Source organism: Natrialba sp. PRR66 (genome assembly GCF_034808065.1).
GTDB classification, from domain to species: Archaea; Halobacteriota; Halobacteria; order Halobacteriales; family Natrialbaceae; genus Natrialba; species Natrialba aegyptia.
The window spans coordinates 390,549-411,075 of the sequence record NZ_JAXHGN010000004.1 but is presented as its reverse complement, the minus strand read 5'-3'; the positions used below and the strand labels follow the sequence as shown (position 1 = coordinate 411,075).

18 protein-coding genes and 2 pseudogenes are annotated in these 20,527 nt (G+C 57.1%); 15 read left to right on the top strand and 5 right to left on the bottom strand.

Going from position 1 to position 20,527, the window contains the following annotated elements; all coding sequences use genetic code 11:
- Window positions 1-87 precede the first annotated feature (87 nt).
- Window positions 88-1,347, top strand: a complete 1,260-nt coding sequence (gene fmdA / locus SM755_RS15890; protein ID WP_323173530.1) for a formamidase — start codon at window positions 88-90, stop codon at window positions 1,345-1,347.
- Window positions 1,348-1,418: 71 nt separating this feature from the next.
- Here fmdA (SM755_RS15890) and thsA read toward each other — a convergent pair whose 3' ends face one another.
- The gene (gene thsA / locus SM755_RS15885; protein WP_323173529.1) at window positions 1,419-3,116 is read right to left on the bottom strand and encodes a thermosome subunit alpha; all 1,698 of its coding nucleotides are present in this window, start codon (window positions 3,114-3,116) and stop codon (window positions 1,419-1,421) included.
- A 176-nt stretch (window positions 3,117-3,292) separates the two neighbouring features.
- Between thsA and SM755_RS15880 the strand changes: the two genes are divergently transcribed.
- Window positions 3,293-3,628, top strand: a complete 336-nt coding sequence (locus tag SM755_RS15880; protein ID WP_323173528.1) for a hypothetical protein — start codon at window positions 3,293-3,295, stop codon at window positions 3,626-3,628.
- 30 nt (window positions 3,629-3,658) lie between these two features.
- Here the strand turns inward: SM755_RS15880 and fmdA (SM755_RS15875) are convergent, their stop codons facing one another.
- Both fmdA (SM755_RS15875) and SM755_RS15870 read right to left on the bottom strand, forming a co-directional pair.
- Entirely contained in the window at window positions 3,659-4,930 is a 1,272-nt protein-coding gene (fmdA, locus tag SM755_RS15875) for a formamidase (protein WP_323173527.1), read from the bottom strand.
- A gap of 593 nt (window positions 4,931-5,523) precedes the next feature.
- On the bottom strand, window positions 5,524-5,697 hold the full coding sequence (locus SM755_RS15870; RefSeq protein ID WP_323173526.1) for a DUF1059 domain-containing protein: 174 nt from the start codon (window positions 5,695-5,697) through the stop codon (window positions 5,524-5,526).
- A 399-nt stretch (window positions 5,698-6,096) separates the two neighbouring features.
- On the opposite strand from SM755_RS15870, the gene SM755_RS15865 reads away from it, so the two are divergent.
- Entirely contained in the window at window positions 6,097-6,396 is a 300-nt protein-coding gene (locus SM755_RS15865; RefSeq protein WP_323173525.1) for an antibiotic biosynthesis monooxygenase, read from the top strand.
- Between the two features lie 471 nt (window positions 6,397-6,867).
- Here SM755_RS15865 and SM755_RS15860 read toward each other — a convergent pair whose 3' ends face one another.
- Window positions 6,868-7,743: a hypothetical protein gene (locus tag SM755_RS15860; RefSeq protein ID WP_323173524.1), complete on the bottom strand. Its 876-nt coding sequence runs from the start codon at window positions 7,741-7,743 to the stop codon at window positions 6,868-6,870.
- A gap of 547 nt (window positions 7,744-8,290) precedes the next feature.
- Between SM755_RS15860 and SM755_RS15855 the strand changes: the two genes are divergently transcribed.
- Window positions 8,291-8,545: a hypothetical protein gene (locus SM755_RS15855; RefSeq protein ID WP_323173523.1), complete on the top strand. Its 255-nt coding sequence runs from the start codon at window positions 8,291-8,293 to the stop codon at window positions 8,543-8,545.
- Window positions 8,546-8,945: 400 nt separating this feature from the next.
- Window positions 8,946-9,243, top strand: a pseudogene (locus SM755_RS15850) (hypothetical protein).
- Between the two features lie 149 nt (window positions 9,244-9,392).
- On the opposite strand, the gene SM755_RS15845 reads toward SM755_RS15850, so the two are convergent.
- Window positions 9,393-9,869, bottom strand: coding sequence for a winged helix-turn-helix transcriptional regulator (locus tag SM755_RS15845; RefSeq protein ID WP_323173522.1), 477 nt, complete (start codon window positions 9,867-9,869; stop codon window positions 9,393-9,395).
- Between the two features lie 132 nt (window positions 9,870-10,001).
- Here SM755_RS15845 and SM755_RS15840 point away from each other — a divergent pair, with 132 nt between their 5' ends.
- The 10 genes and pseudogenes from SM755_RS15840 to SM755_RS15795 all read left to right on the top strand — a co-directional run.
- Window positions 10,002-11,642 (top strand): ABC transporter substrate-binding protein, encoded by a 1,641-nt coding sequence (locus SM755_RS15840; RefSeq protein WP_323173521.1) that lies wholly within the window; start codon window positions 10,002-10,004, stop codon window positions 11,640-11,642.
- Window positions 11,643-11,694: 52 nt separating this feature from the next.
- Entirely contained in the window at window positions 11,695-12,645 is a 951-nt protein-coding gene (locus SM755_RS15835; RefSeq protein WP_323173520.1) for an ABC transporter permease, read from the top strand.
- A gap of 115 nt (window positions 12,646-12,760) precedes the next feature.
- On the top strand, window positions 12,761-13,576 hold the full coding sequence (locus SM755_RS15830) for an ABC transporter permease (protein ID WP_323173519.1): 816 nt from the start codon (window positions 12,761-12,763) through the stop codon (window positions 13,574-13,576).
- Window positions 13,573-14,601, top strand: a complete 1,029-nt coding sequence (locus tag SM755_RS15825; protein ID WP_323173518.1) for an ABC transporter ATP-binding protein — start codon at window positions 13,573-13,575, stop codon at window positions 14,599-14,601. The genes SM755_RS15830 and SM755_RS15825 overlap by 4 nt, the downstream gene beginning before the upstream one ends.
- Window positions 14,588-15,619, top strand: coding sequence for an ABC transporter ATP-binding protein (locus SM755_RS15820; protein WP_323173517.1), 1,032 nt, complete (start codon window positions 14,588-14,590; stop codon window positions 15,617-15,619). Before SM755_RS15825 ends, SM755_RS15820 begins: the two co-directional genes overlap by 14 nt.
- Window positions 15,620-15,669: 50 nt before the next feature.
- Window positions 15,670-16,887 (top strand): ArgE/DapE family deacylase, encoded by a 1,218-nt coding sequence (locus tag SM755_RS15815; protein ID WP_323173516.1) that lies wholly within the window; start codon window positions 15,670-15,672, stop codon window positions 16,885-16,887.
- A 5-nt stretch (window positions 16,888-16,892) separates the two neighbouring features.
- The gene (locus tag SM755_RS15810) at window positions 16,893-17,816 is read left to right on the top strand and encodes a DUF1177 domain-containing protein (RefSeq protein ID WP_323173515.1); all 924 of its coding nucleotides are present in this window, start codon (window positions 16,893-16,895) and stop codon (window positions 17,814-17,816) included.
- The gene (locus tag SM755_RS15805; RefSeq protein ID WP_323173514.1) at window positions 17,813-18,475 is read left to right on the top strand and encodes an AroM family protein; all 663 of its coding nucleotides are present in this window, start codon (window positions 17,813-17,815) and stop codon (window positions 18,473-18,475) included. Before SM755_RS15810 ends, SM755_RS15805 begins: the two co-directional genes overlap by 4 nt.
- Window positions 18,476-18,477: 2 nt before the next feature.
- The gene (locus tag SM755_RS15800; protein WP_323173513.1) at window positions 18,478-19,431 is read left to right on the top strand and encodes an aminopeptidase; all 954 of its coding nucleotides are present in this window, start codon (window positions 18,478-18,480) and stop codon (window positions 19,429-19,431) included.
- A 639-nt stretch (window positions 19,432-20,070) separates the two neighbouring features.
- Window positions 20,071-20,524: pseudogene (locus SM755_RS15795) on the top strand (zinc ribbon domain-containing protein); the annotation flags it as partial.
- Window positions 20,525-20,527 lie beyond the last annotated feature (3 nt).

Sequence of the window (20,527 nt, the reverse complement as noted above, 5' to 3'; positions counted from 1 at the left end):
TACCACCAGCTCACTATAGTAATAATCATCGTGATCCGCACTGTGTGATAGCTATAAATACTGGTATGGTGGGAGTTAGCATGAATCATGCCAGAAACGATATTCGAAGTGGACGTAGACGTGTCCATTGACGACCAACCGGATCCGATAGTGAACCGCTGGCACCCGGACGTTCCGCCGGCAGCGTCGATCGAACCCGGCGAAAAAGTCCGGATCGAATGCCTTGACTGGACGGGGAATCAGGTAAAAAACGACGACAGTGCGAACGATATTCGGGATATGAGGCTAGATCCTAACCACCATCTGAGCGGGCCCTTCGAGGTCGAAGGAGCCGAGCCGGGTGACGTGCTCGTCATCGACATTTTGGACCTCGGACCATTCCCGGACAACGAGTGGGGGTTTACCGGAATCTTCGAGTTGGACAACGGTGGGGGATTCTTGACAGATCACTTCCCAGAGGCACGGAAAGCGATCTGGGACGTCGACGGAGTCATGACGCACTCGCGTCACATCGAGGATGTCAGATTCCCCGGTATCGTTCACCCCGGTATCGTCGGCACCGCGCCATCCCACGAATTGCTCGAGGAGTGGAACAAGCGCGAACAGGCGCTCATCGAACGAGGACCGGACGCCGAAACGGCAGTTAACCACGAAACCAGAGAGGACGATCCGCCGCTCGCGCTGCCGCCGGAACCGAACGAGGTCTTGCTCGGCGAAATGGACGACGACGACGTCGACGAGGCGGCCGAGGAAGCGGCCCGAACGATCCCGCCTCGTGAGAACGCCGGTAACTGCGACATCAAGAACCTCGGCCGAGGCTCACGGGTTTACCTTCCCGTCTTCGTTGAGGGAGCGAACTTCATCACAGGGGACCTGCACTTCTCCCAAGGTGACGGCGAGATCACGTTCTGTGGGGCGATCGAGATCGCCGGCTGGATCGACATGAAAGTCGATCTCATCAAGGACGGGGTGGAACAGTTAGGAACTGATCACGCGATGTTCAAACCAGGGTACCAGGACCCTGACTTTTCGAACTACGTCGTCTTCGAGGGGTACTCCGTCGACGAGGACGGCACCCAGCACTACAAAAACGCGAACGTTGGAATGCGTCGGGCGTGTCTGGATGCTATCGATTACCTGACGAATTTCGGGTACACCGAAGAGCAGGCGTACATTCTCCTCAGTACGGTTCCCGTCGAGAGCCGGATCGCGGGGATCGTCGACTTACCGAATACCTGTGTGACCGTCTCGGTCCCCAACGAAGCCTTTGACATCGACATCGATCCGGATACGCTCACTGACGAGTACGACTCGAGTGACAAAGGAGACGTCGCCAAACCCTCCTGATCTGGAACTACACTTCTTTACATCCGGTTTCGAGATGGGCCGACACCGGGTGGCTGAACCGCAATTGTCGGTTAATGCCCCATCGAGTGACCAACTGCCCAGGGGTAGCCTTCGGTACTCTGGACGAACCCGCCTGTGTCGTGGTCGTGATCGTGGTCGTGACCGTCTTCTTCGCGGGTCACCGCGACGATTTCGTCGATGCGGACAATCAGATTCGCGGCTTCCGTTGCACTAGCGAGCGCCCGTTCTGTGACCGCGAGGGGTTCGACGATCTCCCCCTCGACTACGTCACCGATTCGAGCCGACTCGTTCTCGAGCCGTAGTCCCGTCGTGTGATCACTGTCGTGATGGCTCGCGCGTAACTCGACGATCGTATCGATCGGATCCAACCCTGCCGACGCGGCGAGGGTCCGGGGGATCACTTCGAGGGCATCGGCGAACGCCTCAATCGCGAGTTGCTCTCTGCCGGGAACGGTCGTGGCGTACTCACGGAGATCGCCTGCGAGGTGAACCTCTGTTGCCCCACCGCCAGGAACGACGACGCCATCTTCGATCGTGTGCGACAGCACGTGGAAACACCCGTCGACGACTCGTTTTGTCTCGTCCGCCACCCGCTGTGTGCTTCCTCGGAGGAGCAACGATACCTGATCGACGCCCGTCCCACCGTCGACGATCGCCACGTCGGTTGGCCCGACATCGCGTCGGGCGACCCGGTTGGCTCGTCCGGTATCCGCGGCCGTCAGATCGTCGACGGTCCCAACCGGACGCGCTCCCGTGGCACGACCGACCTTCTCGAGTTCGTCCTGTCGAGTCCGTTCGATGGCGAGGATCCCCTCCTTCGTAAGCAGGTACCTGACCGTGTCATCGATCGACTTCTGGCAGAAGACGACATCTACACCCGCGCTCGCTATCTGGTCGACGTACCGCTCGTAGACGTCCTGTTCGTACTCTCTGAACTCGTGTCGGTCTCCCGGCGTCTCGAGGCTGACCGCCCCCTGTCCGGTCGCGGTTTCGATCGTGAGCTGGTCGTCGATGAGCCCGACGGTCGCGTCTTCGAAGACGTCGGGAAGTCCCGGCTCGAGCGATACTGGGGTCGTAGACGACGATTCCATATCAATGACGAGCCCCTCTACGAGTTCCGAATCGTAGTAGGAGCTTCCAGAGATCGCTTTGCGCGTAATTCGCTTCAAATCGACCATCCCGTCTCGTTCGATCACACGGACGGCAGCGACCGCTTTCCGTGCCAAGAAGTCGCTGGCGTCTCGACTCCACTTTCCGGAGACCGACGTTCGGGCGACGGCCTGGAGCATGGGGTTGTCGTCGGGGCTCACTGGAATGGCTTGGTCGTACAGCATATCCCGTGCGCGTTCGCAAGCGAGGGTGTACCCTCGCGCGATCGTCATCTGGTGAAGCCCGTTCTCAAGGAGTGACTCGGCCTCCGTGAGTAACTCACCCGCCAAAATAAGCGCCGAGGTCGTCCCATCACCGATCCGTGAATCCTGTTGCGCTGCGATCTCAACGATCGACTTCGCGGCGGGGTGAGTGATTTTCATCCGATCGACGATACTCGCACCGTCGTTCGTCACGACCACCGTCCCGTCGGACCCCACGAGGAGTTTGTCTAACCCCTTGGGACCGAGCGTCGTCCTGATCACCTCCGACAGAGCCTTCGCAGCTGCGATATTATCCGCCTGGGCGTCACGGCCGTCGAGCTGGTGAAATTCGCTCCCCCGTGATAACACCTGGTACGAGCTGCCACCCTTCGACATAGGATACCCTCTCATCGAATACGAACAAAAAGCTACGGTGGCCTTTCACGGCGAGTGGAGCCGGCGGCTTCGAGAGTCGGTCGCGTCGTTCTCGAAATGGCATGTCTCCGCACGTTTCACGTTCGATGCTGGACTGCCCCGAACACTTACGTCCGTCTCTCTGGTGGCACACTCGCATGGACGACGACGAGATTGCATCCGCGGCGGCTCGCTTTCACGAAGACGTGCCCCACCGGTTTCAGGTGTCGTTGACGATGTCGATTCAGACTCGCGAACGGCTTCGAGCAATTCAGGACGAACTCAACGAAACTGTCGGAGAACAACTGTTCACGACGAACGATGTTATGCGGATCGCGCTCTTCGGTGCGGACCGCTATCACGCGCTGGCTTCCGGCCAAGTGCAGGAACTCGAGGCCATCGACGAGGATCAGCTACTCCCGCTGACTGCACCTATCCGCGAGGTTCTCAAAACGGAGAATCTGTTCGATTCCCCAGAGCAGGATTCGGACTGAACGGCTACCGAAAGTCGACGGACGATCGGATCAGTTCAGCGGATCGTCGGTGATCGGGATCTGTCCGCGTCCGTCATAGTCGTCGAGCGCGTCAGGGCTGACGTCGAACTCGAAGACCTCCTTCGGGATGGCGATCGTCGAACAGGCGTTGGGGATATCGACGATCCCGCTCTGTCTCCCTTCGATCGGAACCGTTCCGAGGATCATATACGCCTGCTCCCGCGTGTAGCCGAACTTGGTCAGGTACTCGATCGCCTCGAGCGCGGCACGCCGATACGCGACGTGCGGATCCATGTACCGCTGCTCGCCATCCTCCGTGACCGAGTATCCCTCGAAGACGACGTAGTCGGAGAAGTTCGGGCCCCGATGTCCCGGTTCGAATATCGGGTGGTCGATGCCGAACTTGTTCATCCCGTCCTTGACGAGTTCGAACTTCACGTCCACGTATCCCGCCATCTCGATAGCGCCACAAAACGTGATCTCACCGTCACCCTGCGAGGCGTGAATGTCGCCGATACCGAACTTCGCACCTTCGACGTAGACCGGGAAGTAGATCGTCGAACCAAGCGAGAGATCCTTGATGTCACAGTTGCCGCCGTGTTCTCGCGGCGGGACTGTTCTGGCTCCCTCCTCGGCGATTCTGTCGGCCGTCTCGCCGGTCGCTTCACCCGGAAGCGCGCCGTCAGCCGTGGGTGGGGATGCGACGGGTGGTTCCGACTCGCCGGTCGGATGGTTCTGGATCGATTCGGGGTCTTCGGCGTGTTTCTCGATCAACTCTTGTTCGCGTTCGTTCCACTCCTCAAGCAGTTCCTGCGATGGAGCGGTCCCGATCAGTCCGGGATGGATCATTCCCTCGTAATAGACATCTGGAATGTGTCTCGAGGAAACGTATGTTCCGTCAAGATCCCAGATCGCTTTCGCGGCGTCAGGGAAGTGGTCTGTCAGGAAGCCCCCGCCGTTCTGTTGGGAGAAGATCCCGGTGAATCCGAATTCCGACCGCTCGTTTAACGGACCGATGTCGAGTAGCGTCGTCTTGAGCAGGTCTCCCGGCTCCGCTCCCGCTACCTCGACAGGACCACTCAGATAGTGGACCTGATTGAGGTCCACGTCTCGGACCTCATTCGGGTTGTCATTGTCTTGTATCTGTCCACCAGTCCAGTCGAGACACTCGAGCCGGATTGTCTCACCAGGTTCGACCGACACAACGGACTCGATCTCCGGATGCCAACGATTGAACGGCTTATCGCCTGGCTGTTCGTCGGGTGGCGCATCGACATCCACCTCGAATTGTACTTCGGGCATAAGTCACTCCGGGCCAGCAAGCCCATATTCTACGGACATGAACACGGCAATAAAGCTTCTCGATAAGTGTAATCAACAATATATAAACATAATGTGTAGTTATATCAGCACCGATTATACATATATGAGTTGATGTGAATCTGAAGAATACGTCGGGCTTCGTCGGCCCGGATCGCCGTTCACGATGCGTCTCTGTCTGTGGCGCGACTTCGAGCGGATGGCATCGGGTGGTTGACCCGCGTGCTCGCCGCTGTCTCGATATTGATGAAATCATGATGATCGCGGCTTCGACCGCGCACAACCGATACACGCGCGTTCTTTCTTGTGTGCGTGGCCGTCTTCTCAAGACGAACCCGACCGAGACCAATACGACGACGAGTCGACCGACACCGAACGGGCCTACCGTGATCGAGCGACCGTGACCTTGCTCACGCTGGCCGGCGTGTGCAGCCGAAATCTTTCGTGATGGCCACCTATCGATTCGCTCAGTATGGAAAATTATGGTACTGCATCAGCGGATTATTTTCAGCGTTCCTAGAGACGAGCGGAAAGAACACAGCAAAAAGAGGTAGGGACCGAGCATTGAGTGGTCGTTAAACGACTTGCAGATGTTCGTTCCGGAGTTCGTCTTTCGTGTACTCTTGCTCGTGAACCTCCTTCATGTGTTTTTGGGCTAGGTCAACCGCCTCTTCTTCGTCTTCCGATTGAATAATGAATCGACACGTATCCGACACCGATTCACAGTCGAGTTTGTGTGCTTGTGCCATGGAGTCTCTCCCTCTTTTCCGCCGAGTTGAAGGGTGCTCAATAACATGATGGGTGCTACCGAACACCACAACTCCTACTCCGATCCGGTACTTAATTGTTTTTGGGGGAGGAATGTACCATTCACGCAGAGAATCCAGCAATCGTCCGTCTAGAGAGGTACTCACAATCCCGTACTCGAACGAGTCTTCTACGAAGCATTACTCGGGATGACCCTCTACGAACCGTGTGAAAGTGCTGAATGCGCGCTTCAATTCAGTAGATCCTGATCGAACTACCGAATTTCTGTCACAAGTAACATGCTGAATTCAAAGGATCAATCCACCCTGACGAACCTGTGCTATCGTAGTTTGCACTATCTTTATGCGCCCGCGAGTTCTACATTATAGTTGGTGTAGAAAATGACGTACCTACTTGGAAAAGCCTCTGTGGAGGACTTCGAGGCGTGGAAATCGGCGTTCGATAGGTTCGATTCCTTCCGTACTGACCATGGACAACAGGGATATCAGGTCTTTCAGAGTGTGGACGATCCAAATGAGGCCGTCGTCCTCTTCGAATGGGCTGACGACGAAGACCCTCGTGCGTTCTTCGCGTCCGAGGAGATGCGTGAGCGATTGGCAGAGGCAGGCGTGAAGGAGCGTCCCGAAATGACCGAGCTTGAGTTCATCGATCAGAAGTCAGCTCAGCACCCGTCTGCGTGACTTCCTCCCCACCCTACTGCGCACCTTGTCCGCTTCGCGGACTGCGGTGCTCCTTGAGGGTGGCCTTAGCGACTGTATTTAGGTAATCGCAGGGATCTTCTATACTGCACAAGGGGTCCGTGTTGATATTGATCCACTCTCGAAAGCGGACCTAGTCGCACTGATTGGTCAAGAACAGTGTCTGGAAATCAGCGTTGTCGAATAGTCTTACCGCAAATCCAGATATCCACTTAAACAACGTCTTCGAACATGATCGGGATTTGTTCGGGGACAAATTGTTCGACGACAACGGATTCTCCGCGCCACGGTGCGCAGGGAAACATTCAAACAGTAGAAGAGTCAATCTTAGGTTGAGCAATGAGCCTTGATGAGGCGGTTGACGAAGCGCTCGCGGCGTACAATATGTCGCGCAGCCAGGAGGCCGAAGAAACGGGCCGAACAGTCGCCACACTCCAAGACTAACAGCACTCCTTAGTCGAGGCTCCGAATTTCTTCAGCGAATTCTGCTTTCGATAGCCCTGGCATTTCCTTCATCTCTGGATACCCTGCTCGTTCGACGGCCTCCTCGACGAACTCGATCCAGAGTTCTTCGTGCTTCTCTGCATAGGCGATCTTCGCCTCATTCGGGTACATATCCAGCTCGTATGCAGTCAAGTCGATTTCGACCGCGTGTTTCCGCTCAAGTGTTCTCGCGCCGAAGTTGTACAGGTGCTTGAAGAGGACGTTCTTCCGTCGAACGGTCAACAGCCGCTTTGATTCGTTGATGTACTCATTAACCCACTCCCGCCAGTCGTACGTCTCTGGGTCGATTTCTACAGACGTATCCGGCATGGAGAAGTTCGAATTCAGACGCCGTAGATAGAACTGGATCAGTGCGACAGCGGTCCGATGGTTAGCGTTCGGAAGTGCGTGTTTCAAAATCAGGTTCGAGGCGAGTCGACCCGCAACATCTGTTGCTGAACTCTCCCATGACGTCCGATCGAGAACGTCCGGCAGTGCGTTGATATCAATTGTCTTGTACGCCTCGACAGGAACTCCGTCTTCCTTCTCGTTCTGAGAAATGAGAGCGCGGTAAATCTCGAGCAGACGAACGACAATGGTGCTATTGTCATTACTAATTACCGAGAGCGACTCTTTCAGATTGAAGTCAATCTCACGAACAGGCCCCCCGTCGACGCGGGACGTATAGATGACGTAGAATTCTTCGTCGAGATCATACGTCTGGACCGTTACTGCGATGTCGTCGTCGTACCCGACGATCTGCGAGACGATTTCGGCAGGATTCGGATGCACGAAATCGAGAGAGAACTGCTTGTCACCGGGATGGTGGTAGTAGACGTGGCCCATCTGGTATATTGTCCTCCTTCATCAGTACTTATTAATCCAGTTTGTTGTGCAGATCTATGTGTAAAGCGTTGTGTTGGCGATTGCGTCCTGCGTGATTCCAGAGTCATACTCCCCTCAATTGGGCTTGTTTAGCTTTACTCGAGGGCGCTAAGATACGCACTCTGTACTTACCACTACAGAATAGAATCGATCACCTTCTGAGGATTTCGACAGAGCCCTCTGACCACCACCTGTATCAGAAAATACTGGGTCGAGATCAGAAGTCACGATGACGAAAGGTTCGAAAACGGGTCATCTTCTCATCGGTCAGCGGTAGATATAAGTCGCTACCGATCAACAATTAGAACGGAAGCCATTAAATGGGCACGAAAGTGTCCCGGATGCTGCAACATCCGAGACGTGGCTTCCAAACCCACCTGGGGTTTGCAAGCATGTTTGCGTACATTCTCACGGGATATAAACATCCCGCACGACTGACGCATCGAACGATTCGACCAGTAGCAAGTCTCTCCTACGGTATTGAAGGCTCCACGAGGTATCACTCGGCATGACCGACAGCACCGATTCCGAGTGCAGTACGGACGCCGCAGATGGTGAGGATGAAGGTCACAACGACACTGGCACTACTGATTCCGGGAAGACAGCGACGGCGGCGGATGACTCGGACACCTCACTGCCTCGCTGCCCCCGCTGTGACACACCGATCGTACTCAAGAGCATGATCGGCCCAGGTACAGCCATCGCCAGTCCCTGCGGCTGTCGCGTCTCCCCTAGCATCGGGACGCAATCCGACTCGGACTGAAATACCCGCCAGCCGAGTTCAGCCCTGCACGAACTGAGCGCAGCTGAACTCGGATCGCAGCGGCAAGCCGAGTGAGTGGCGCATGTCTGAACCACCATCACCACATCGAAATCACCATCGCCACAGCTCGGCCCGTAAATGCGATAGGGATCGCTAATTCATCGATACCGGTATCGGCTACCGAAGCCCTGTGACTGCTACTACGCTACTCACGGAGAGGTTTGTTCGCACTCAAAGGTGTGCAGCGCACTGCAACGCGCTACAGCGTGCTTGGTCTAATTTCAGGGATCACAATCCCCCTCGACGAGTTGGCGGATGGGAGCCCATCGGCACGATCCCGGAGAGACTCACAACGTACACGCGACAAGGGCCAAGCAGGCTGGCTCACAGTGTACACACAATGAGTCGCGACAAGAAGCGCGTCCAGTTCCGAGCTCCGAACCGGCTCATCGATCGCATTGATGTACTCGCGGACGTGCTCGGCGAAGACCGGAATCCTCGTGGCTGCGCTCCGGGAGTACCTCGAGGAGGCCGTTCACGACGACATGCTCACCCAGGAGATTGCCGTGGCCTACTACAATGACGGGATCTCCTTCGAGCAACTCAAAGCACTCGTCGGCGGCGAGGAGGTGGCAAATCTCCGTGTGTTGAAACAGCAGCTAGACGAGGACTTCATTGACGAGGTCGCCGATGCATAGATGTCGCGGCTTGTCGCAGACACCTCCGCCCTCGTTAGTCTCGGGATCGTTGCTGACGAGATCCTGGTCCACTCTCGATTCGTCTGGCCCAATACGAGGTTGTCGTCCCAACGATGGTCACTCGTGTTACATCCTCGAAATGGAACCACTCAAGAGAAGTCCTGTGCCTTTTGCTCGTCGGATCGAAGCGACTGAACGAATTCACGGTCGATACCGAACTTCCGAATGTCAAGCACCTCCCCATAGTGGTCCCCCTCAGCACCGAACTCCCGGAGTTCGTCAATAACCGACTGGAAATCCTGGGGACTCTCGCCTACGATTCCGGCCGTGAACGCGTGTGGGCCGATAGTGTCGACGAGAAACCATACCTTCGGATGGTCGACTACCTGTTCGAGGACTGCATCTTTCTCTCCATTGATTGCCCCGCCGACCAATCCAACCTTTAGGTCGTCGATCTGGGTGAGGCTGAGAAAAGCGATCACCTCGAAGAGTCCCTCTTCCTGCATCCGGTTGATCCCATACCAAACCGTGCTCTGGGGGATGTCCGTTCGGTCGGCAATCTCTCTGGTGCTGACGTTTGGGTCCAAGACTAACTCGGAGGCGATAGCGAGCCACTCATCTTTCATCTTAGCCATGTGTGTTGGTCAGTTCATTACTATCGACCAGATATTATATAGGTATTTTGGTCAACTACTCATATTTAGCAGGTGTACCTGTTCAGGCATACCCTTATTACCATATAGTAACTGTGTCCATCCATGCCACCTGGTCACAAAAGACGCAATCTATTGCACGGAATCGGCGCCGCGACCGCCATGGGGTTGGCGGGCTGTCTCGGTGCAGGTAGCGACGGATCATCTGGGAACACTGTCACCGATGCAATTCGCGAAGAGCCGCGGAACATGAACCCGTACCAGACCACCCGGTTTGTTGACCTGACGGCGCTGCAGTTCGTCGTCGAGCCCCTATTAACACTGAACGATGACTTCGAACCAGTTCCGCTCGTAGCGGATGACTGGGAGTGGGGCGAAGAGAAAAAGAGTATTACGTTCACCCTCAAGGACCTCACGTTCCACGACGGGTCGGACGTGACCTCCGAGGACGTAGCCGCATCCCTGGATCGGTACACGAGCCAGTCCCCGCTGGCGAGTTACCTTCCTGAAGAGAGTGGTGGCATCACCAACACGAAGATGCCCTCGGACGACGAGATTACCTTCGAATTTGCTGAATCGCGCCCGTTGGCGCTCAACTTCTTCGCCGACGGGCATACGGCGATCCAGCCAAAGTCACTCATCGAGGAGGCCCGTAACGGCAACACAAACATCGGCCAGGATGGCCTCGTGGGAACCGGCCCATACGAGTTCGACGAGTGGCGGTCTGGTAACAGCATTACGCTGGCGAAGTTCGAGGACTACAACCACGGGCCTGACTTCGTCGGTAACGACGGACCAGTGCTTGCGGACGAGTATGTGCTCGAAATCGTCCCCGAAGCGTCGACTCGCAAAAACGCGGTCTCTCAGGGCGACGCCTCAATTACGTTCCACCTGCCTCCAAAGTTCGTCGAATCGCTCGAGCAGAACGGCGGCGTGGGAGTGACGATCGACCCGGCCTATGGCGCCCAATACATGGCTTGTAACGCCGAACGAGGGCCGACGGCTGAGGAGGACGTCCGTGTTGCTCTTGCACACGCCGTAGACAAGGAAGCTATCGTCAACAAGGCCTGGAGCGGTGTTGGTTTCCCGATAGACGGCCTCATCACTGAGGCAACGACCGGGTACTGGGAAGGCGTCAAAGATGTCGCCTATCAGAACGACCTCGAGACAGCGCGCCAGCACCTGGACGATGCCGGTTGGACGAACTCGAGTCAAGGTGAGACTCGAACGAAAGACGGCGATGAACTCTCGCTTGACCTTATCACTTTCTCGGATCTCGATCAGTGGCGATCGGCCGGAACCATCATCCAGAACCAGCTGGGCAATATCGGTGTCAGTGTTAACGTCGATACCGCCGAGGTCGGCCAGATCTACGATCGTGGGAACGAAGGCGACTATCACCTCATCATCGCGAAGAACATGTGGTGGTTCGGCCCAACGTACCTCGATTTCCTGTGTCACTCGCGTAACATCGGCTCGAGTAACTATGGCCGACTTCAGGGAGAGACGGCCGCGGAGATGGACGAGAACCTCGAGACGGCGATGAACGCACTGTCTAACGAGGAACGCCAAACAGCAATCGAAAACGTCCAGCGGATTGCCGTCGAGAGTGCGGCCTACATTCCCTTGGCCTCTCGTACTTGGCGCGGTGCCTGGAATAAGTCCGCAGTCGACGGGGTTGAGGCCGTGACTGAGCACCCCTGGTGGCCGGCACTCTCTCGTGCGCTTAACCTCGATCCAGCCTGACGATCTGTCTGACCACCTCAAGATGATAATTGAATAATAATTACTACAATTCATGAAACGGCAGCACGAATTCATCATCAAACGGTTAATCAATCTCGTGCCGGTTATCCTGGGAGCGACGATTATCGTCTACTTCCTTATCAACATGACCGGCGATCCTGTTCGGATCATGTTGGGCCCAATGGCTTCCCAAGAAGAAGTGATGGAAGCTCGCCGCTCTCTGGGGCTGGACCAACCTATCTATATCAGATACTTCTACTGGCTTGGAGATGTCCTGCAGGGTGATCTGGGCGTCTCAATACGCAAGGGTAAGCCGGTGCTCACCATGATTCTCGAACGGCTAGGCAACACACTGATTCTGACGATCAGTGCACTCATCATCGCGATAGGTGTCGCAATACCGGCAGGCGTTATATCCGCGGTTAAGCAGGACACGTGGATCGACAACGTGAGTCGGTTCATCTCGATTTTCTGGATCTCGATGCCGATGTTCTGGCTCGGACTCATACTGATCATGATCTTCGGGGTCCATCTGGAGATGTTCCCCGTCTATGGGATGAACGGGCCACTGCTGAGCGTCAACGGTCTCCGTTCGCTCGTCCTGCCGGCCGTAACGCTCGGCTTGCCGCAGGTCGCTCTCTACACGCGACTCACCCGCAGTAGCATGCTCGACGAGTTGCGAGAGGACTACGTCGTCACTGCCCGTGGGAAGGGGATCAAGGAGTGGACAGTCGTTGTTTGGCACTCCTTGCGAAACGCGTTGATCCCCGTCATCACGATGATCAGCCTCCGGGTCCCGTGGCTGTTCGGAGGGTCCGTACTCGTCGAGGAGGTCTTTGCCTGGCCGGGGATCGGTCGGCTCCTCGCGAACAGCATCCTCCAACGCGACTACCCGGTTGTCATGGGCATTGTGCTCGTCATCATCGTGCTCGTGGTGATCGTGAATCTGATCGCCGACATCATCTACGCGTATCTCGACCCGCGCATCGATTACGACTCATGACCAACGTAAAACCCAGCCAACGAAACCAATGAATAGTCCCGATCTAACCATTGATTCGAACGATAATCCAGATCTCTCCGATCTCGATATAGGAAACCGTCGCTGGCGGTTCATCTTGCAGCGATTCCGCCACAACCTAATCGGGCTGATCGGGCTGGTGCTCGTCGCTGGCGTCACCATTACGGCCATCCTCGCGCCGCTCATTGCGACGCACGACCCGATCAGTCAGAACAGCCAGCAACTCCTGTCGCCGATGACCGATGGGCACCTGCTCGGAACGGACCACCTCGGTCGGGACATCTTCAGTCGACTCGTCTATGGCGCCCGGTATGCACTGCTGATCGGGCTCGGGGCTGTCGGAGTCTCCGCGGGTATCGGCGTCACGCTCGGCACGCTCGCGGGCTACTTCGGCGGATTCACCGATCGCGTAGTCATGCGGTTGGTCGATATCTTTCTCGGGATCCCAATCCTCGTGCTCGCGATGGCAATATCCGGTATCCTGGGCGGCGGGCTTCGGAACGTCATCATTGCGGTCGGCATCGCGGGATGGGCCCGGTTCGCTCGGCTGACGCGAGGTGAAACTGTCTCGATAAAGGAAAACGAGTACATTGAGGCGGCGATCAATACCGGGACTTCCCACGTGAAGATCATCGTCCGGCACGTCCTGCCGAACGCGGTCGGCCCCATCGTCGTCTATGGATCGCTCTACATCGCCTCGGCTATTCTATGGTCTGCGGCCCTCAGTTTCCTCGGACTCGGCGCACAACCGCCGACGCCTGTCTGGGGTGCGATGATCGGGCAGGGCCGTGACTATCTGACGATCGCCTGGTGGATCGCTACCTTCCCCGGACTGGCGATCACCGTGACCGTCCTCGGGTTCAACTTCCTCGGGGATGGAGTCCGGGACTCGATTGACCCACGTCAACGATGAGCGAACATACAACTAAACTAGGGACGGACGCTGCCGCCAAGCCGGTGCTACAGGTGCGCGGCCTCCGTACCCACTACGACACGATCAACGGAACCGTCAAAGCAGTCAACGGAATCGACTTCGACGTCAACGAAGGCGAAACCCTCTGTCTGGTCGGTGAGTCTGGCTGCGGGAAATCGACAGTGGCGCTCTCGCTGCTAGATCTCGTCCCCTCGCCAGGAGAAGTCGTCGACGGCAAAGTTCACTTTGACGATGACGACCTCCTCGACCTCCCGCATAATGCGCTGCGAGATATCAGGGGCGACCGAATTGCCATCACCTATCAGGACGCATTGACCTCGCTCAATCCAGTCCTGAAGAACGGCAAGCAGATCGACGAACCACAACTCTCCCATCACGATATCTCTAAGCAAGAGGCCCGAAGGCGCTCGATAGAGACGCTCAAGGACCTTCACATTCAGGATCCCGAGGGCTTCGTAGACAGCTATCCCCACGAGGCCAGCGGCGGGATGCGCCAGCGGGGCTTATTGAGTATCGGACTAGTGATGCAACCCGAGTTGCTTATCGCCGACGAGCCGACGAGTGCTCTGGACGTGACAACCCAAGCGCGCGTCCTGGAGCTGATGAAGGACCTTCAGGACGAGTACAACATGTCGATGATCCTGATCACTCACAATCTCGGCGTCGTCGCCGAAATGGCTGATCGGGTCGCGATCATGTACGCTGGAAATATCGTCGAGATCGGAGACGTTCACACAATCTTCAACAATCCAGCCCACCCGTACACGAAACTCCTCCTCGAGGCGATTCCCGACCCACATCAAGAGGAGGCGCTCCAGGATATCGAAGGCTCGGTGCCAAACTTATCAGATCCGCCATCAGGCTGCCGGTTCCACCCCCGGTGTCCGTATGCGACCGCGGAGTGTACGATGGAGCAGCCGCCAGAAGAAACGCTTGAAGATGACCACATGGTGGTGTGCTACCATTCCGAATCTGTTCGGGAGGATAACGATGTCGAGGAGTAAGACAGTCGAACGAGCGACTGGGGACGAATCGGCGCTGCTCCGAGTAGAGAACGTCGAGAAGTACTTCAAAGAGGAGTCGGGGATCATTCGACGGAACGTCGATTACGTCAAGGCCGTTGACGGGGTTTCGTTCGACATCCAGAAGGGTGAGACGCTTGGTCTGGTCGGCGAATCCGGCTGTGGAAAATCCACGCTGGGGCGAGCGTTGCTCCAACTCCACGAACCGACGGGTGGCTCGGTCTACTTCCAGGGTAATGATATTACGTCTTATTCTGGCCGCCAACTCCGGGCCCTGCGTACGGACGTCCAGATGATCTTTCAGGATCCCCAGTCCTCGTTGGATCCGCGCATGCCGGTGATCGACATCATCACGGAGCCTCTGGAGAACTTCGACGTCGGGACGAAAGAAGAGCGCCAGTATCACGCCCTAAAGCTCTTAGAAGACGTTGGACTCGGCAAAGAACACCTCTCGAGGTATCGACACGAACTGTCGGGCGGCCAACAGCAGCGCGTCGCCATCGCGCGAGCGCTGGCACTGGAACCGGAACTCATAGTCGCTGATGAACCAACAAGCGCACTCGACGTCTCGGTCCAGGCGAAGATTCTCAACCTGCTTCGAGAGCTTCGCGAGAAGTACGATCTAACGTACCTCTTCATTTCGCACGATCTGGATGCGGTCGGCTACATCAGCGACCGCATCGCGGTCATGTACGCTGGAGAGATCGTCGAACGTGCGCCAAAAGAGGAATTACTCACCCAGCCTCGCCACCCCTACACGAAGGCACTTCTATCGGCGAATCCGAAGCCGGATCCCGACGCCGAGATCGATCGGATCGTGCTTTCGGGGGCAGTCCCGGACCCGATTGATCCGCCGTCCGGCTGTCGGTTCCATCCCCGCTGTCCATTCGCGACCGAGGCATGTACGACCGACCACCCGGCTCTTGAAGCCACCGAGGACAGATCGCGCGAGGTCGCCTGCATTCACTCAGACAACCTCGTTGCCAACGGAGAACTCTAAGCAAATTTACAATGACAGAGATAGATTCAGATTCAGTAGATGCACCGGTTGTGGACCAACAAGATGTCGTCTCGCTGGCCTCGGATTTGATCAGCATTCCGAGCGTCAACCCACCCGGCGATCTTGAAAAGATCACCACGTACGTCATCAACTACCTCAAGGACCACGGCCTCTCGGCCGAAACGTACGAGGCCGAATCGGGTTGGCCGAATATCGTTGCCAAACTTGGTGATCCGAGCGGCGGGCCGACGCTCATCCTCAACGGCCACACGGATGTTGTACCCGCAAACGCAGAGCAGTGGGAGTGGGACCCGTTCGCTGGGACGGTCGAAGATGGGATGATCCAGGGGCGTGGTGCCTCGGACATGAAAGGCGGCCTTGCCGGCATTATCTACGCGATGGGCAAGCTCGCCGAGGCTGACGTGGAGCTCTCGGGAGCTGTCGTGCTCGCAATCGTCCCTGACGAGGAGTCCGGCGGAAAATACGGGACTGAGTGGCTAGTCGAAAGCGGCCACCTCCCCGACGCCGACGCCGCCCTCGTAGCCGAACCGTCAAGTGCGGATACAATCACGACCGGGCAGAAGGGTTCGCTGTGGCTCACAGTCGAAAGCCAGGGCTCGCCGACCCACGGCAGTCTCGCACCCTTCCACGGAGAGAGTGCGATACTTCCGTTGACGCAGCTGGCCCAGGAGCTGCAGTCGTTGAGCGGCGAGCCGGTCGACCAGTCCGACTTGATCGCCGATTCGGTCCGTGCCCACTCCAAAGATGGTATTGTCGACGCGTTCGGCGTCAAGGAAGCCACGCAGGCGCTCGATCACACGACGATTAACGTTGGAACCATCGAGGGCGGCTCGAAAGTCAACGTCGTCCCGGAGACGGCGTCAATGTCGATCGACATCCGGATCCCGATCGGGCGGACCGTCGACGAGACGCTGGCAGCTGTCGAGGATGCGATAGACACCGTTGACGGGGGATTGACTTATGAAATCCAAAAGGCGAGCGAGCCGAACTTCACGGCCCACGACGATGAACTCGTTCAGACGCTGCAGGCGTCCGCGGGGGAGGTTTTCGATAAACAGCCCGATCCTCGGCTGATGTGGGCCAGCAGCGATGCTCGTTATTTCAGAAACCAGGGGATCCCGACGGTGCAGTACGGCCCGGCGGAAACCGAAGGAATCCACTCGATTGACGAACAGGTATCGGTCCAGGAACTAACGGGTATGGCGGCAGTATACCTCGAGTTCATTCAGCGGTTTATGGGTGAGTGATTCTAATGATGAAGAACATTTCCACAGCGCACGAACTGCTCGACGAACCAGAGGCGGACGGTGCGACGATCGCAGATGCACTCGAATCGAACGGCGTCACGACCGATGTTGAAACAATCGACGGTGAGGATGGACAAACGGATTTCATCACAACTAGAATCCCCGGGAACGGGTCTGGACCGACGCTCGGCATCGTCGGCCGACTCGGCGGCGTTGGGGCCCGCCCGGCACAACTGGGGACGGTTTCCGACGCAGATGGTGCGATTGTCGCGGTCGCCACCGCGCTTTCCCTCTCGGAGATGTATGCGAAGGGCGATCAGCTATCTGGAGATGTCCTTATCTCAACGCATATCTGTCCGAACGCCCCAACTCAACCGCATGAGCCGGTGCCGTTCATGGGCAGTCCGGTCGACATCGAGACGATGAACGACCACGAAATCGATGACGAGATGGATGCAGTGCTGTCGGTCGACGCCACCAAGGGCAACCGGATTCACTGCAGTCGGGGCTTCGCTGTAACACCGACCGTCAAGGAGGGATGGATCCTCCGGGTTAGCGAAGACCTGCTTGACGTGCAGGAACGGGTCACGGGTGAGCCGCCGGAGACGCTCACGCTGACGATGCAGGACATCACGCCCTACGGCAACGACATCCACCACATCAACAGCATCCTGCAACCGGCGACGGCGACGGATATCCCCGTCACAGGTGTCGCGACCACGAGTACGAATCCGGTCGCGGGGTCGGCAACCGGCGCGAACTACCTACCTGAGCTTTCGGCTACGACCCAGTTCGTTGTCGAAGCCGCGAAAGATTACACGGGAGAACGGCTCTCGTTCTATGACGACGAGGAGTTTGACCGACTGATCGCCCTCTACGGTTCGATGAGCAAGCTCCAGACGATACCGACAATCGAGAGGGTCAGATGAGTGTGACACTCGGCCTGGTCACGATTGGGCAAGCACCCCGCACAGATGTCACTCCCGATATTCGGTCTCATCTACCCGATGACGTTGAGGTCGTCGAGGTTGGTGCACTGGACAGATTCAACTCCACCGAGGCAATCGAGGCAAAGGCAGGTCCCACTGACGACGAGCCGGTCTACGTAACCCGCCTTCGCTCGGGGGATTCTGTAACGATCGATCGAGAAGCCACGCACAAACTCACCCAAGAGCGGGTTCGCGAAATAGAGGCCGACGTCGACACAATCGGTTTGCTTTGCACCGGGTCGTTTCCTGATCTTTCAGCGTCGGTCCCGGTTCTCGAACCGAGCGAGCTTTTACACGCCTGGGCAACCGGCATCGTGTCGGCGGCGACAACTGTTGGTGTCCTCATTCCAAAACCGGAACAGTTCTCTCAGACCCACGAGAAATGGGGCACTGACATCGAAGCGGCGGTCGGTTCCCCGTACGACGGGCTCGATGCCGTCGTCACCGGCGCCATCGAACTCGGGACGGAGCCGGATCTCGTCGTCCTCGACTGTATCGGCTACACTCCGGAGATGAAGCGCGAGGTGGCGCGGCGCACGGATGCGAGCGTGCTGCTCGCGAGATCGGTACTTCGAAAGACTGCGACGGAACTTCTGTAATCATGGTAACGACTCAGTTGATAGAAACGGCAGCAACGCTCCTGCGAACGAACCTGGCAGCCAAACCGGGTGAATCGTTCCTCGTGGTAGCAGATGAACCGAAACGAGAAATCGGGCAGGCGTTCTTTGAGGCCGGCCGCGAAATGGGTCTCGAAGCGGGATTCGTCGAAATGCTTCCGCGAGAACAACACGGGCAAGAACCCCCCGAGTACGTGTCGGCAGCAATGGCAGCCGCGGATCTCGTTATCTGCCCGACGAGTACATCACTCACACATACGAGGGGACGAGAAACAGCCGTCGCCCAGGGCACCCGCGTCGCGACAATGCCTGGAATTACCAAGGAGATGTTCGACAGCGGGGCAATCACGGCGGATTACACTGAGGTTGAGCGACTCACCGAACGGATGACCGAAAAATTGACCGCGGCTGAGACGGCCCGAATCGAATCCCATGGAGAGCAGCTTTCCCTTTCGATTTCGGGCCGAGATGGTATTGCAAGCGACGGAATCTTCCGCGAAGCCGGCGCTTCGGGCAATCTTCCCTCGGGCGAAGGGTATGTGGCGCCCGTGGAAGGGTCCGCCGAGGGGACGCTCGTTGTCGACGGCGGCATCGTCGGCGTGGGTGTGGTTGAGGACCCTCTTTCCATCGACATTGAGGATGGTTCGATCGTCAGCATGCATGGGGACCATGCTGATACATTCCGTGAGACGATCGGCGATGACGCTTGCGCGAAACGAGTCTGTGAACTCGGTATCGGCACGAATCCAACCGCCGAGATCGTCGGGACCGTCCTCGAAGATGAGAAGGTCTACGGCACCTGCCACGTCGCCTTCGGTGACAACGCCGGCTTCGGGGGAACCATCGAGTGCGACTCCCACGTCGACGGGATCGTCCGCGAACCTGATGTCTACCTCGATCAGGAATGCGTCGTGAATGGTGGCGAACTCCAGCTGTGAGAACCACGAGGCACGACCTTTCATTTCCTTGAACGCGGTCGGTGGTGGGAGTAACTGGCTAACGCGGCCTTCTTCTTTGTTACGTGCCAGACCGACCTAGACCCCACCTCCCCATACTCGCTCGGGAAGATTCACGACTCACTACGTTCGTCTTCCCAGCTCTCGTTCGCTCCGCTCACGAGAACGTCACTGCGCGCGCAGCCACAACCTCAGGACAGTTAATTAAATAACAGCTATGGCAATCGCTATCGGGTTTCTGTACAGTTCTAGCTGATTGGCTCTAAACAAAGTCATTTTCGAATCAAGTCCTGCAGCGCCCATCCTTCTACGAAACGCCGTACATCCACGGCACTGCGTCGCCGTGCTTTTAAACAAGCTACGTAGACGGGCCATGAGCCAACCACGTCACACAACGGATGGGGGGTCGGACTCTCTACATAATGCGGTTCCACGGTGCCAAAAGGGGACCCTAGACGATACGCTCTTGTGAAGCACGTTGTTGGTGGGGAGCCGCCTGGTGGGTTCGACACAGCACGGAGTTCATCGAGCGCCGATCAAGTTACCGGTCTGAGCAGCTATGAGGGTGGTTTTACGGTCGGCCCTGAACGCTAATCGCGGTTACCAACAATCTCCTTCACAAGAGCGATCGAAGAAGATGTGGGGAAGATTGCGGTTGGAGACCTTAGCGACATCCAACAGAATAGCAACAGTGAGTCTCGGGACTGGGGTGCGTCGGGGAACAAGAAGTTGAACGGGTAGAGTTTGACCGGTCACCCGCCTACTCGAATACAAGGCCGAGGAACACGGGATTCTTGTTGACCGTGTGGACGAGGAGAACACATCGAAGACGTGTTCGTGTTGCGGGCAGATTCGGGGGAGAAATCGCGTGGAGCGTGGATTGTCCGTCTACGAATCGTGCAAAACGACGATGAACGCGGATGTAAACGGTGCGGTGAACATTCGGCGAAAGATAACTCAGAGTCCCTTGATGGAGGATATGAGTAACAGCTGGTTGGCACAGCCCGGAGTCTTCCTGTTCGACCGCGAGAGCGGACGGTTCACACCGAGAGAACGGGCAGACTGCAAATCGTAATAT